Genomic DNA, 14,113 nt, shown 5'->3' on the forward strand with positions numbered 1-14,113 from the left:
CAGAGATTTAGGGACTATTTTACTTTTTCGCTAACGGTTTTGTGTATGGAAAGTTGCATTTTTGTGTGCGAGGAATTTCCTAAGGAAAATCAGATGTTACAAAACTGCAGCGACCTTTGGCTTAAACTAAAGTAAGCAATGTTTTTTTACATAATGTTACCCAACGTTTTTATTTTTTTAATTAATTCTTACCAGGAAATGAGTCTGTCAATCCTTTAAAGATATCTTGATGAGCTCGAATTTCGTGCTTTTCATTATTGTTGGTTATGATTTTAAAATTTGGTCGTTTAAAATTATGAGTAATATTCATAACACCATGAATTTTTTTAATATTGTCATACTTTAGTTCTATTTTTTTTGTCTTAGAAAAAAGTATTATTTGGTCTGGTTGAATTTCCAATTCCGCTTTTTCATAATTTCTCATTCCATTGACCCAATCTCCAATAAGTAAAAAAACCATTGAACCAGCAAATACATAGTATACATTCCTGTTTACTACTTCAATCAGATATATTGCTGCAATTTCTGAAGGCAAATATTTAGCAGGCCAAACAAATAATAAAAAGACTAAAAAGAGAAAGAATCCGAAGCTTAGGACACTTTTCCCTATTTTATTGATACTTTTTTTTTCAGCAAATTCTATTTCAAAAGTTTCTTTCAAATGTTGGGTAACTTAAGTACGATTATGGAGTCGTTTTAATGACTTATAATCGTCGTTAGCGAAGTTCGCTTTTTTTTATCAGAAAGTCAACAAGTAATAAACCCTTCTATTAATAAATTTTATTCAATATATTTCCTTGGATATATTTTCCTTGGTAAATAAAATTATTTTCACTAACTTTGTAGTGTAAATAAAAAATAATAAGACAGATGAAAATATTAAATATAAATTCAAGTAGTAATAAAACAGCTTCAACATCTACAAATTTTGCAGAGAAAGTAGTTGCTAAATTAGTAAAAAAGAATAGTGATGCAACTGTAAAAACAAGACATACAACTTTTTCTAATTTACCTTTTATAAATGATGTAATGTTAAGTGCATTATTTACTCAAGAAGAAAAAACAAAAGAGCAACAAGAATCTTTAGCAATTTCTAACGAGTTAACTAATGAGTTATTAGAAGCAGATGTTTTAGTGATTGGTGCTCCAATTTATAATTTTTCTGTGCCAGCATCATTAAAAGCATATTTCGATTTAGTAGCTAGAGCAGGATTAACTTTTAAGTATACAGAGAATGGGCCAGAAGGTTTATTAAAGAATAAAAAGGCTTATATAGTGGTTTCTAGTGGAGGTACAGAGATAGGTAGTGATATAGATTTTGCTGGTAATTACATAAAACATTTTTTAGGATTTTTAGGTATTACAGATGTAGAGTTTGTAAAGTTAGATCAGTTAATGTTTGGTAGCGAACCTAAAATTGAGTCAGCACATAAAGTAATAGAAGCAATCGCTTAAAAAATAAAAGTTATGAAAAAAATATTAGCATTTGCAGGAAGTACAAGTTCTACTTCTATCAATAAAAAATTAGCAACATGTGCAGCAGAATATTTAAAAGATGCAGCATTTGATGTCATAGATTTAAGAGATTACGATTTACCTGTATATAGTGTAGACAGAGAAAAAGAGGGTTTTCCAGAAGCAGCAAAAAAATTCACTTCAATGCTAGATAATTATGATGGTTTTATTTTGTCTTTAGCAGAACATAATGGTTCTTATGCTGCAGCATTTAAAAACATTTTTGATTGGTCTTCTAGAATTGAAAGAAAGTTTTTTAGAGACAAACCCTTATTGTTAATGGCAACTTCTCCAGGAGCAAGAGGAGGACAGTCTGTTTTACAAGATGGGGTTACAAAATTTCCACATATGGCTGCAAAAGAAATTATTTCTTTTTCATTACCAAGTTTTTATGATAATTTTAAAGATGATAAAATTGTAAATGAAGATTTAGCATCATCTTTAAAACAAGTAGTGAACGATTTTGAAAATATTTTATAAATAGAAAATATGAAAATAACTTTATATGGTAAACAAGGACATGCATACACTGTTGCCTTTAAAAATTTTTTAAATTCAACAGATGTGCCTTATATCTATAAAGACATTTCTAAAGATGTTGAGGCTAGAGAACATAGTAAAAAGTTATATAATGGAGTTGCAAAATTTCCTACTTTATTTGTAGATGAAGAAGTGTATTTAACACCTACAACAGAAGAGTTTAATAAGATAATGCAAGATTTAAAATTAAGAGCTTAAAAAATGATTTGAAGCTAGAAGTAGGAAGTTTGAAGTTCTCACCAAACAACAAACATCACATATCCAGCAACTAGCATCAAACACCAAACATTAAAACATGGGAGATATTTCTAAAGACATAAAATCTAGTTTTAAAAGCAATAAAGTAAAAGCTTTAATAAACATAAAATATACTTCAAATTGGTTAAATAGTAAAGAAAATGATTTCTTTAAACCTTATGGTATTTCGCCTCAACAGTATAATATACTAAGAATTTTACGTGGTGCAAAAGAAAGAGTAAAAGTGCAAATCGTAAAAGATAGAATGATAGAAAGAGCACCAAATGCCACACGTTTAATGGACAAATTATGTGATAAAAAGCTAATAGAAAGAGAACGTTGTGAAGATGATAGAAGAGTAGTTTATGTAAAAATTACAAATCAAGGATTAGAGTTGTTAAAAATGATTGATGAAAATAAAAATCTATCATTTCTAGAGAAATTAACAGAAGAAGAAGCAATAACGTTAAGTAATCTTTTAGATAAAATACGTTAAGCATATCAAATAAAAAAGAAAAAAAATAGAGTTCTATTTTTTTGATAAAATATTTTCCAAGGAAAATATTTAAAAAGTAAAGAAATCATGAAAAATTATAAAACCATAGAAAAAGTCGTAACAAGTCCGTTAGTAAATATGGGACCAATACGTTTAAGACAACCTTTACCAACTCAAGGATTAGAAAATGTAGATCCGTTTATTTTACTGCATCATTATGGACCTTATGCAATTTCCGAATTTAACAATCCTTTTGATCTAGGTCCTCATCCTCATAGAGGTTTTGAGCCAATTACCTTATTGTTTAAAGGAGAACAATTTCATAGAGATTCATTAGGAAATGAAATGACAGTGAAAGCTGGTGGAGTTCAATGGACAACAGCAGGTAGAGGTATTATACATGCAGAAGCTCCTACTAAAGAGTTTGTGAAAAGAGGAGGAGATTTAGAAGGAATTCAGTTGTGGTTAAACTTACCTGCAAAATATAAAATGATGACACCAAATTACCAGCATTTAGAAGATGAACAAATTCCGAAATTATTTTCTGAAGATAAAAAAGTACAATTAAATGTTGTTGCAGGTCATCAAAAAGAAATTTTTGGGAATATAACCACACAAACAGAAGTAAATGTATTTACAGCTATTGCTCAAGAAAAAGGTAAAATAGAGATTGATATTCCTAAGCATCACAAATCATTAATTTATCTATTAGAAGGTGAAATTGTAGTCAATGCTAAACAAGTTCTTAAAAAAGGAAATCATCAAATGGTTACTTTTAATACAGATGGTGATTTAATAGAATTTGAAGCAACAGAGAAGAGTACGTTGTTAATTTTATCAGGAGCACCAATTAATGAAAAAGTTGCACAATATGGCCCATATGTAATGAATACGCAAACTGAAATTTTAGAAGCAATGCGTGATTTTCAACAAGGAAAAATGGGATATTTATATTAACAAAAAAACTATAAAAAAATGAAAAAAATAGTTCACAAAGCAGAAACAAGAGGCTATGCAAATCATGGATGGTTAAGATCATATCATACATTTAGTTTTGCTGGTTATAACAATCCAGAAAGAATGAATTTTGGAATGTTACGTGTTTTAAATGATGATGTTGTCCAACCTAAAATGGGTTTTGGTACACATCCTCATAGAAATATGGAAATTATATCCATTCCAATTTCAGGAGCATTATCACATAAAGATAGTATGGATAACAAACGTTCTATAGAAGTGGGTGAAGTACAAGTTATGAGTGCAGGTACTGGATTAACACATTCAGAATTTAACGACTCTAAAACAAATGAAACTAACTTTTTGCAACTTTGGATTATTCCAGAAAAACAAGAAGTAGCCCCTTATTACAATCAAAAAGAATTTAAAGAAGCTGATAGAAAAAATAAATTTCAAACGTTAGTTTCACCAAGAACAAATCTTGTAGAAGGCTCATTACCAATTCATCAACAAGGGTATATTTCTATGATAGATTTAGATGAAAACATAGAAACTGAATATCATTTAAAAAACGGTGCTTATTTTTTCTTAATTGATGGCGAAGTTAATATAGCGAATGAAACTCTAGAAAAAAGAGATGCAGTAGGTATTATCGAAACAGAAAAAGTAACAGTTAAAGCTAATAAAAATAGTAAGTTATTAGTAGTAGATGTTCCTATGCAATAACTAAAACAAATAAATTTTTAAAAAGCCAAAGAATGTATTTCTTTGGCTTTTTTTGTTTGAGAAAATAAGTTTATCTTGCAAGTATTATGCATGCATAATAAATTTAATTTCGAATACAATGAAGTACAAGCATATTTTTGAGCCTTTAGATTTAGGTTTTACTACTTTAAAAAATAGAGTTTTAATGGGCTCTATGCACACAGGTTTAGAAGAAGAAAAAAACGGTTATGATAGAATGGCTGTTTATTTTGCAGAACGTGCAAAAGGTGGAGTTGGTTTAATTGTTACTGGTGGTATTGCTCCAAATGTTCAAGGCTGGACAGCACCTTTTTCTGCAAGATTAAGCTCAAGAAGACATGTAAAGAATCATAAAAAAGTTACCAAAGCTGTACATGATGCAGATGGTAAAATTTGTATGCAGATTTTACATTCAGGAAGATATGGATATCATCCTTTTAATGTAGGTCCCTCTAAAATTAAAGCACCAATAAATCCTTTTAAACCTTTTAAATTAAATTCATCAGGTATTAAAAGAACGGTTAGAGACTTTGTAAACTGTGCAAAATTAGCTCAAGAATCTGGTTATGATGGAGTAGAAGTTATGGGTTCAGAAGGGTATTTAATTAATCAATTTATTGCAAAGAGAACCAATAATAGAACTGATAAATATGGAGGAGACTATGAAAATAGAATGCGTTTACCAGTAGAAATTGTAACCAAAATAAGAAAAGCTGTAGGCGAGAATTTTATCATCATTTACAGACTTTCTATGTTAGATTTGGTAGAAAAAGGAAGTTCTTGGGAAGAGATTGTAACCTTAGGTAAAGCTATAGAAAAAGCAGGAGCTACCATAATTAATACAGGTATTGGTTGGCATGAAAGTAGAATACCAACCATTGCTACTTCTGTACCTAGAGCTGCATTTACTTGGGTAACCAAAAAAATGAAAGAGGAAATTAATATTCCTTTAGTAACATCTAATAGAATAAATATGCCAGAAACTGCTGAAAAAGTTTTAGCAGAAGGTCATGCAGATATGATTTCTATGGCTCGTCCTTTTTTGGCAGATCCAGAATGGGTAAATAAAGCTGCAGAGGAAAAAGATGATGAAATTAATACATGTATTGCTTGTAATCAAGCTTGTTTAGATCATGCTTTTCAGAAAAAAGTAGCAAGTTGTTTGGTAAATCCAAGAGCTTGTCATGAAACAGAGTTAAATTATAATCCAACAACCCAAAAGAAAAAAATAGCTGTTGTGGGTGCTGGACCTGCAGGACTAGCTGCATCTACTATTGCTGCACAAAGAGGACATTCTGTAACTTTATTTGATGCAGATTCAGAAATTGGTGGTCAGTTTAATATGGCAAAACAAATACCTGGTAAAGAAGAGTTTTATGAAACAATTCGATATTTCCAAAAACAAATTGATTTACATCAAGTAGAGGTAAAATTAAATACAAGAGTTTCATTAGAAGATTTGCAAAAATCTGACTTTGATGAAATTATTTTGGCAACAGGTATAAAGCCTAGAGAACTTAAAATTGAAGGTATAAATCATCCAAAAGTGTTGAGTTATATAGAAGTTTTAAAAGATAAAAAGCCAGTTGGTAAAAAAGTTGCTGTTATTGGTGCAGGTGGAATTGGTTTTGATGTTTCTGAATATTTAACTCATGAAGGTGAGTCTACTTCACAAAATATTGATGCTTGGTTACAAGAATGGGGTATAGACAAGTCTTTACAAGCTAGAAGTGGTATAGAAGGCATGCAACCAGATTTTCATAAAGCTTCTAGAGAAATTTTTATGTTTAAAAGAAGTAAAGGTAAGTTTGGAGGAAATTTAGGCAAGACTACAGGTTGGATTCATAGATCTAATCTAAAAAAGAAGAATGTACAATTTATAGGCGAAGTTTCTTACGATAAGATTGATGATCAAGGATTGCATTATACTCAAAATGAAGAACAAAAAATAGTAGAAGTAGATAATGTGGTTATTTGTGCAGGTCAAGTTCCTTTTAAAGAATTGTATCAACCTTTATTAGATTCAGGAAAGAAGGTACATGTAATTGGTGGTGCAGACTTTGCTAGTGAATTAGATGCAAAAAGAGCTATAAATCAAGGAGCAAGATTAGCAGCAGAGTTATAATCTTTTATTATTTTTGTAGAAAATATTTTATAATGAAAAAACTATTTTTTCTTTTTCTAGCTTTTAATGGATTATTAATTTTTGGACAAAATCAGCCTCCAAAAATGCCAAAGTATAAAGCAAAAAATGCTGCAGGTATATTTTACTATGATGCTGTTGAAGCTGCCAAAAAAATTAAACTTAAAAAAGAAGAGAAAATTAGTGTATTCTCTAAAATTATAAAAAACTACAATAACGATATTAAAAATATTTCATTTTTAAACGGTCCAAAGTTAAACGATGTTGAATTAACTATTAATTCTGTTGGAGAACAGGCATTTAAAAATCCAGACCTAAGAAGTAAGATTCGAAAAATGATTGAAGATACTGTAATACCAGTAAGAGATTCTGTTTTAAAAAAGGAAAAAAACCTTAATAAAAAATTAGAAGAAGTTTTAAGTAGCAAGCAATTAAAAAAATGGTTACGTTACCAAACTAGTCAAAAAAACAAATTGATTCCAAAACCACCTCAAAACAATCAAAGTCGTAATAATGGTGGTATGATGCAAAGAAATAGAATGGGAGGTATGGGTCGTAGAAGATTCTAATTATTTAACCATTTTTACAGAGTTAATATGGCCATCCCAATCGTATTCTTTTATAGGATTATTGGGGTCTAATTTCCATTTACCATCAACTATAAAGTTATAATGGTATTTACCACCTGAAAGTTTTGTTTTAAAAATCCAACCTTTTTTGGTTTTGGTCATTTTGTACAGATACTCATTCCATTGTTACATTTATTAGTTTTTAACATGTTAAAAAAATCAAAATAAATTATCGATATTTGCCCTTACTAATTTAACAATGATATTATGAGTATGAATAAAAATACAGTCTTAGGATGGGCTACTTTTTTAATGATTGCAATGGGTGTTATCTTAATATTAATGGGTGCTTACAGGTATGATGATGTAGCTGGTTGGGGTTTTGCAACAGTTGGTTTTGGCTTTTTTTGTATTGCCTGGGTATTTAATGCTTTAAAAGGTAGAGTTTAAAAGTCTACATTCAATAAAATTTTTCTTTTTAATTTTTAAAATACTACAATAAATGAGTGATGATAAGAAAGTAATCTTTTCGATGAATAAGGTTTCTAAAACCTATCAATCTACAGGCAAACAAGTCTTAAAAGATATTTATCTAAGCTTTTTCTATGGAGCTAAAATTGGTATTCTTGGTTTAAATGGTTCTGGTAAATCTACCTTACTTAAAATTATAGCTGGTGTAGAAAAAAACTATCAAGGTGATGTTACTTTTTCACCAGGATATAAAGTGGGTTATTTAGAACAAGAACCACAATTAGATCCAGAAAAAACAGTATTAGAAGTCGTAAAAGAAGGAGTAGCAGAAACAGTTGCAATTTTAGACGAATACAATAAAATTAACGACTTATTTGGTTTGGAAGAAGTCTATTCTGATGCAGATAAGATGGAAAAATTAATGAACCAACAAGCAGAACTACAAGATAAGATTGATGCTGCAAATGCTTGGGAATTAGACACTAAATTAGAAATAGCAATGGATGCTTTACGTACTCCAGATTCTGATAAGAAAATCGGTGTTTTATCTGGAGGAGAAAAGCGTAGAGTTGCATTATGTAGACTATTATTACAAGAACCTGAAATCTTATTATTAGATGAGCCTACCAACCATTTAGATGCAGAATCTGTGCATTGGTTAGAGCATCATTTAGCACAATATAAAGGAACTGTTATTGCAGTTACACACGATAGATATTTCTTAGACAATGTAGCTGGTTGGATTTTAGAATTAGATAGAGGAGAGGGTATACCTTGGAAAGGAAATTATTCTTCTTGGTTAGATCAAAAATCTCAAAGAATGGCGCAAGAAAGCAAAACAGCTAGTAAGCGTCAAAAAACTTTAGAAAGAGAATTAGATTGGGTTAGGCAAGGAGCAAAAGGAAGGCAAACCAAACAAAAAGCTCGTTTAAAGAATTACGAGAAATTAATGAGCCAAGACCAAAAACAAGTTGATGAAAAGCTAGAAATTTACATTCCTAATGGACCACGTTTAGGAACTAATGTTATCGAAGCTAATGGGGTTTCTAAAGCTTATGGAGATAAGTTGCTTTACGAAGATTTAAACTTTAATTTACCACAAGCTGGTATTGTAGGTATCATTGGTCCAAATGGAGCAGGAAAAACAACTATTTTTAAAATGATTATGGGAGAAGAAACTCCTGATAAAGGGAATTTTAAAGTAGGGGAAACTGCAAAAATTGCATATGTAGATCAAGCACATTCAGACATAAACCCAGATAAAACCATTTGGGAAAATTTTTCTGATGGTCAAGATTTAGTAATGATGGGAGGAAGACAGGTAAATTCTAGAGCTTATTTAAGTCGTTTTAATTTTTCTGGAAGCGAACAAAATAAAAAGGTGTCAACTTTATCTGGTGGAGAAAGAAACAGATTACACCTAGCAATGACTCTAAAAGAAGAAGGTAACGTTTTGCTTTTAGATGAGCCAACAAACGATTTAGATGTAAATACACTAAGAGCTCTTGAGGAAGGATTAGAAAATTTTGCAGGTTGTGCAGTTGTAATTAGTCATGATAGATGGTTTCTAGATAGAATTTGTACACATATTTTAGCTTTTGAAGGAGATAGTCAAGTATATTTCTTTGAAGGTTCTTTCTCTGATTACGAAGAGAATAAGAAGAAACGTTTGGGTGGAGACTTAATGCCTAAACGTATTAAATATAAAAAGTTAATTAGATAAAAAAAATCCTTAGTAAGTAAACTAAGGATTTTATTTACCTTTTTCAAGGAAACAATTATTGAGGGAATACTATTATTGTATAAATTTAATCTTTTTTATAATAAATTTTATAAGGAAAAACCCCTTAAATAAATAAGAAAAACACCCATTTTAAAAATGGGTGTCTAATAAAGAACTATTAATTCCTTCTTTTTCTCTCAACTTTTTTACCCCTATTATTTTTTACTGGAGATCTTCTTTTGTTTTCTGTAACAGTTTCTCTTTTAGTATTTCTTTTTATTTTATCAATTTTCTTATTTGAGTTCGATTTTCTATAAGAGAATTCACTATTTCTATTCGTTCTATTTCTTCTAGTATTGTCAATTCTATTATTTCTATCAGAAGCAGCTTTACGTCTTCTAATAACTCTGTCATTTTTACCAACCCTTGCATTTTTATTAGCTCTATAATAATAGAAGTTTCTATCTTCTCTAAATCTTGTATAGTTTCTATTGAAATCATTTCTGAAAAAGAAACGATCGTTAAAGTTGAATATTCTACCTATGTTTAAATTTATTCTTACACCATTGTCAACGTAATAATTGTCTCTTACATCACCATAAAAAATAGGATAACCCCATCTGTCATATCTAACTTCTAAATTACCAACTCTAAATAACCTATTTCTTCGATAATTAATAAAAACATTACCAATTCTAGTTACGTTTCCTCTAAAATCATAGTTAATAAAGACATTACCAACTCTTCGAATTCTTCCTCTAAAATCTCTATCTATTCTTACACCTCTATTATTAAAACTTGTATCGAAATCAAAATCTCCATTTGTAAATACAAAAAATTCGATTCCTCGTTCAAAAAAATTAACTGCGTTGTTATAAGAATAATTATTTACCCAATATCTGTTTGTTAATTTTGAGCCATTTGTGGCTTCTACAGAAGAAACCATCATGAACATTGCTACTAAAAAATATAATCCTCTTTTCATAATATATGGTTTAAAGGGTTTTGCCTACTCTTTTGCTTTTCGGCTTCCGCATTTGTTTTAGTATTTTCAAAGAGCGTGCCAAAATTTTAATAACTTGTTTTGTTGTTTGTAAACAATTGTTAATCAGTTATATATAATTTTCAATACCAATTTAAAATAAATCGATTTAAGAAAGTAAATTGTATTATATTTATAAAACTTAGAAAATTTTATAAGATTAATGATTGACGCAATTGAGAAAAATTTAGAAAAAGGAAAACATTTAATAACAAAAATTTCTAACCAACAATATTCAGATAGTTCAGTAGCACCTTATAACTCTAGTATAGGATGTCATATGAGACATATACTAGATGTTTTTTATTGTGTTTTAGAAGGATATAAGAATAATCATATAGATTTAACTATAAGAAAAAGAGACATTAGTGCTGAATTAGATACTAGTGTTTGTGAAAAATATTTTTCTACAATTATAGCACAGTTGCAATTATTAAAACCAGAAGATTTATTACAAAATATAATAGTAACAGATGAATTAGGTTTAGGAAAAACAACCGTAAATTATACTTTAGGGGCAATTTTAATGCAAGCTCATAGTCATGCTATACATCATTATGCTAGTATTGGGTATATTATTTATCAATTAGGTATTGAGTTGCCAGATTCAGATTTTGGTTTTAACCCAACCACACCCAAAAAGAATTTATCTAAAGTAAATTCTTAATTACTAGCTAAACAATTTTAGAGTACATCTTAATTTTTTTAGTATATGCTCTGAGTTCAAACATTTCAGCAATAAATTTTCTAACGCTTTTATAAGGAATTTTATGTTGATTATGATTTGTTATAGCAATATCATATAAACTTTTCCAATGTGTTCTAATTGCTTTTAAAGCTTTAAAATAAGAAGAACTATTTGTATCATAAATATGTGTAGGTTCTGCTATAATTCCGTTAATTTCTAAAACTTTAAAATTTTCTCCCTTTTCTAATTCAGAAAATGTATTGTATTTTAAATCTATTCTACCATAAAACCAACCAGGTATAGATTTACTTAAATCATCAAAAGTTTCTTCTAATTCTTTGCTTATTAAATGATTACCATTTAAAAACTGAGTGCCTTTACAATGGTTGCCAATAACAGATAGAAGTAATTCTTCATTTTTTTTTGGAACACTATTTAAGGTTGTTTGATGTAATTCTTCTAAGATATTAATATATAATTTAGCTCTTAAGTCTTTTGTAATTAATGCTTTTAAAGAGGATGTTCCATCACCTTTAACCGTTAAAAATTTTTTTAAAGTTATCGATGTTATTTTACCTTTTTCATCATTTGGGTTTCTTGAATAAAATATACCACATTCATTTTTGTAATGTATGTATTCTTGGATAATTGTATTTACTGGATATTTTTTCAAATACAACTTTAATTCATCAATACCATTTATTTTTTTTACTAATAAACCCCTAAATCCTACATCAGGCTTTACAATTAGTGGAAAATATAATCCAGCTTTTTCTAAGCTTAGTAAAGTGTTGTTTATTTCTGAATTAGCAACATGTAATATGCTTTTTGGTTTGTATTTATCTGGTATTAAACCTAAAGTAGTGAATTTACTTTCAGTTCCATTTCCTGAACTTTTAATAGAAGGGTTTGCTGCACTAAAAAAAGCAGCATGTTTTGCTTTTGCTGCAAGATAAAATGCATAAGGTAGATTTGGAATATAAAACATAGATGATGGCCAGTATTCCCAATTTAAAATCTTATGTAATTTATTTATATTCAAAAGTTACTTAGAATTAAAAATAGAATTGCTAATTACTTTAAAAGTTTTAAAAGCAAAGTAAATTGTGTAAATAAGTAATAAACAACCAGCAGCTATAAGAACATATGCTAAATAAAGTTTTGGAGCTTCTGTAAATTTATCTATTGCTTTAAACCCCATAGTTATAATGATAGGAGAAGCAATAAAAAGTAACAATAAAACCCCTAATCTAATTAATCCTTTACCTAATAAATTAATATCTGTACTCATCCTTTATAATTTTCTATTGCATTTCTAACACTACCATATTTCTCTAATAAAACAGCTGCTTTTTGTTTGTCTATATTTAGCGCATTTACTAACATTTTTTCTCCTCTATCCACTAATTTATTATTAGATAGTTGCATGTCTACCATTTTATTACCCTTTACTTTTCCTAATTGAATCATAGCAGTAGTAGACAACATATTTAAAACTAGTTTTTGTGCTGTACCAGCTTTCATTCTAGAGCTTCCAGTAACAAATTCAGGCCCTACAACCACTTCTATAGGATATTGTGCAACTTTAGCTAAAGGACTATTTTTATTACATGTAATGCAGCCTGTTATAATGTTTTTTTTATTACATGCTTCTAATGCTGATATAACATAGGGTGTTGTTCCTGATGCAGCAATACCAACAACCACATCTTTATTAGAAATAGTATGTTCTTGCAAATCTAACCAACCTTGGCTTTTAGAATCTTCTGCAAACTCTACAGCTTTTCTAATGGCATAATCTCCACCAGCAATTAATCCTACAACTAATTCATGTGGTACTCCAAATGTAGGTGGACACTCAGAAGCATCTACAATACCAAGTCTGCCAGAAGTACCTGCTCCTAAATAAAAAAGTCTACCTCCTTTTTTTAATTGATTTACAATCTGCTTAGTAAGCGCTTCTATTTGAGGCAAGCTTTTTTCTACAGCTAATGGTACTGTTTTATCTTCGTTGTTAATGTTTTGTAATAATTCTTTTACAGTCATCTTTTCTAGATGATTGTATTTAGAATCTTGCTCTGTAGTCTTTGTAAACGTCATCATTCAAAAATACATTTTTTATCATATGTTTGAATGAAAACCGAAAAAAGTTATCTAATTCTTATCTTCTAAAAATATAGTATACGTATCTGTTTCAGAAATATGAAAGTAGCCTAAAGGAAAATTTTCTTCGTTTGTTGTGTTAATCATATTACCTAATAAAGAAGAAGGAACTGTTTCAAAAGGTCCACCTGCATTTTGTCCACTTTGATTAATTAAAACTCTGAAGTATGTGAAATATTCTTTAGTAATACCAGACATTTTAATTTTTACAGCAGTAGGTACTTTTAAATCATCTTCTGAATAAAAGTAAGAAAAGTTATAATCTGCTCCATTAAAAAAACGATCTTCTATGGCTAAAAATAAATTATTTGTAAAATCAAATAAGTAAAAGTTTTCTTCATTTGCATCATCTTTAAATGAAATTTTTAACTCTGTTTCATTACCAGAAAATAAGGTTTCGTCTCCTTGTTTTACAGAGGTTAAAGGTGTTGACTTTATTTTTGTAGCTGTACCTTTATAAGTTTCATTATCATAAATAACAGTAAGTTCGTAAGTTACATTATCAGCAGGAATAAAAGAGTTTATTGGTTCATAATCTCCATCTGCATTTGTGTCAGAAAAATTAATTACAGAGTTGTCTGATAAATTGGTTAGAAATACTGTTGCATTTAAAGCAGCAGGAATAACATCATCAAAATAATCTGCAGATAATCTGAGTTTAACTACTGTATTTGCAGTAACTGGATTTTCATCAAAAAATACCTCAAAAGAAGCATCTATGATTAATTTAGGAGGAATACTTGGTACATCTACATCTACTACTTTTTCGCAGTTTGAGAAAAAGAACATCAATAAAATGGGTAGTATATAGATCTTTTTCATAAG

18 protein-coding genes are annotated in these 14,113 nt (G+C 29.2%); 11 read left to right on the top strand and 7 right to left on the bottom strand.

Annotated features, from left to right (window positions below; translation table 11 throughout):
* Positions 1 to 181: 181 nt before the first annotated feature.
* Entirely contained in the window at positions 182 to 661 is a 480-nt protein-coding gene (locus tag ACFOWD_RS07750; protein WP_377409491.1) for a hypothetical protein, read from the bottom strand.
* 209 nt (positions 662 to 870) lie between these two features.
* Here ACFOWD_RS07750 and ACFOWD_RS07755 point away from each other — a divergent pair, with 209 nt between their 5' ends.
* The 8 genes from ACFOWD_RS07755 to ACFOWD_RS07790 all read left to right on the top strand — a co-directional run bounded on the left by ACFOWD_RS07755 (position 871) and on the right by ACFOWD_RS07790 (position 7,201).
* A complete protein-coding gene (locus tag ACFOWD_RS07755; RefSeq protein WP_377409494.1) occupies positions 871 to 1,455 on the top strand; it encodes an FMN-dependent NADH-azoreductase in 585 nt (194 codons plus the stop codon).
* Between the two features lie 12 nt (positions 1,456 to 1,467).
* Positions 1,468 to 1,995 carry an NADPH-dependent FMN reductase gene (locus ACFOWD_RS07760; protein WP_377409496.1) on the top strand — a complete coding sequence of 176 codons (528 nt, stop codon included), beginning with the start codon at positions 1,468 to 1,470 and terminating at the stop codon, positions 1,993 to 1,995.
* Positions 1,996 to 2,004: 9 nt separating this feature from the next.
* Positions 2,005 to 2,253, top strand: a complete 249-nt coding sequence (locus ACFOWD_RS07765) for a glutaredoxin family protein (protein WP_377409498.1) — start codon at positions 2,005 to 2,007, stop codon at positions 2,251 to 2,253.
* 97 nt (positions 2,254 to 2,350) lie between these two features.
* On the top strand, positions 2,351 to 2,788 hold the full coding sequence (locus tag ACFOWD_RS07770) for a MarR family winged helix-turn-helix transcriptional regulator (protein WP_377409500.1): 438 nt from the start codon (positions 2,351 to 2,353) through the stop codon (positions 2,786 to 2,788).
* 87 nt (positions 2,789 to 2,875) lie between these two features.
* On the top strand, positions 2,876 to 3,745 hold the full coding sequence (locus ACFOWD_RS07775) for a pirin family protein (protein WP_377409502.1): 870 nt from the start codon (positions 2,876 to 2,878) through the stop codon (positions 3,743 to 3,745).
* Between the two features lie 18 nt (positions 3,746 to 3,763).
* A complete protein-coding gene (locus ACFOWD_RS07780) occupies positions 3,764 to 4,471 on the top strand; it encodes a pirin family protein (protein ID WP_377409504.1) in 708 nt (235 codons plus the stop codon).
* A 118-nt stretch (positions 4,472 to 4,589) separates the two neighbouring features.
* Complete coding sequence (locus tag ACFOWD_RS07785; RefSeq protein WP_377409507.1) at positions 4,590 to 6,614, top strand: oxidoreductase; 2,025 nt, start codon at positions 4,590 to 4,592, stop codon at positions 6,612 to 6,614.
* A 32-nt stretch (positions 6,615 to 6,646) separates the two neighbouring features.
* Positions 6,647 to 7,201 carry a hypothetical protein gene (locus ACFOWD_RS07790; RefSeq protein WP_377409509.1) on the top strand — a complete coding sequence of 185 codons (555 nt, stop codon included), beginning with the start codon at positions 6,647 to 6,649 and terminating at the stop codon, positions 7,199 to 7,201.
* Here ACFOWD_RS07790 and ACFOWD_RS07795 read toward each other — a convergent pair whose 3' ends face one another.
* On the bottom strand, positions 7,202 to 7,372 hold the full coding sequence (locus ACFOWD_RS07795; protein ID WP_377409619.1) for a glycogen-binding domain-containing protein: 171 nt from the start codon (positions 7,370 to 7,372) through the stop codon (positions 7,202 to 7,204). It abuts the gene before it with no gap.
* Between the two features lie 96 nt (positions 7,373 to 7,468).
* Between ACFOWD_RS07795 and ACFOWD_RS07800 the strand changes: the two genes are divergently transcribed.
* Both ACFOWD_RS07800 and ettA read left to right on the top strand, forming a co-directional pair.
* The gene (locus ACFOWD_RS07800) at positions 7,469 to 7,651 is read left to right on the top strand and encodes a CAL67264 family membrane protein (protein WP_298995367.1); all 183 of its coding nucleotides are present in this window, start codon (positions 7,469 to 7,471) and stop codon (positions 7,649 to 7,651) included.
* 52 nt (positions 7,652 to 7,703) lie between these two features.
* Complete coding sequence (gene ettA / locus ACFOWD_RS07805) at positions 7,704 to 9,395, top strand: energy-dependent translational throttle protein EttA (RefSeq protein ID WP_298995374.1); 1,692 nt, start codon at positions 7,704 to 7,706, stop codon at positions 9,393 to 9,395.
* Between the two features lie 178 nt (positions 9,396 to 9,573).
* Here the strand turns inward: ettA and ACFOWD_RS07810 are convergent, their stop codons facing one another.
* A complete protein-coding gene (locus tag ACFOWD_RS07810) occupies positions 9,574 to 10,380 on the bottom strand; it encodes a hypothetical protein (RefSeq protein ID WP_377409511.1) in 807 nt (268 codons plus the stop codon).
* Positions 10,381 to 10,600: 220 nt separating this feature from the next.
* Here ACFOWD_RS07810 and ACFOWD_RS07815 point away from each other — a divergent pair, with 220 nt between their 5' ends.
* Positions 10,601 to 11,104, top strand: a complete 504-nt coding sequence (locus ACFOWD_RS07815; RefSeq protein WP_377409513.1) for a DinB family protein — start codon at positions 10,601 to 10,603, stop codon at positions 11,102 to 11,104.
* Positions 11,105 to 11,111: 7 nt separating this feature from the next.
* Here the strand turns inward: ACFOWD_RS07815 and ACFOWD_RS07820 are convergent, their stop codons facing one another.
* The 4 genes from ACFOWD_RS07820 to ACFOWD_RS07835 are packed head-to-tail and all read right to left on the bottom strand — an operon-like array spanning position 11,112 to position 14,110.
* On the bottom strand, positions 11,112 to 12,167 hold the full coding sequence (locus tag ACFOWD_RS07820; protein ID WP_377409515.1) for a D-alanine--D-alanine ligase: 1,056 nt from the start codon (positions 12,165 to 12,167) through the stop codon (positions 11,112 to 11,114).
* A gap of 3 nt (positions 12,168 to 12,170) precedes the next feature.
* Entirely contained in the window at positions 12,171 to 12,416 is a 246-nt protein-coding gene (locus tag ACFOWD_RS07825; protein WP_377409517.1) for a DUF6095 family protein, read from the bottom strand.
* The gene (gene murQ, locus ACFOWD_RS07830; RefSeq protein ID WP_377409621.1) at positions 12,413 to 13,225 is read right to left on the bottom strand and encodes an N-acetylmuramic acid 6-phosphate etherase; all 813 of its coding nucleotides are present in this window, start codon (positions 13,223 to 13,225) and stop codon (positions 12,413 to 12,415) included. Before murQ ends, ACFOWD_RS07825 begins: the two co-directional genes overlap by 4 nt.
* A gap of 54 nt (positions 13,226 to 13,279) precedes the next feature.
* Positions 13,280 to 14,110 (bottom strand): DUF4249 family protein, encoded by an 831-nt coding sequence (locus tag ACFOWD_RS07835; protein WP_377409519.1) that lies wholly within the window; start codon positions 14,108 to 14,110, stop codon positions 13,280 to 13,282.
* Positions 14,111 to 14,113 lie beyond the last annotated feature (3 nt).

Source organism: Polaribacter marinivivus, from assembly GCF_042651285.1.
Lineage (GTDB): Bacteria > Bacteroidota > Bacteroidia > Flavobacteriales > Flavobacteriaceae > Polaribacter > Polaribacter marinivivus.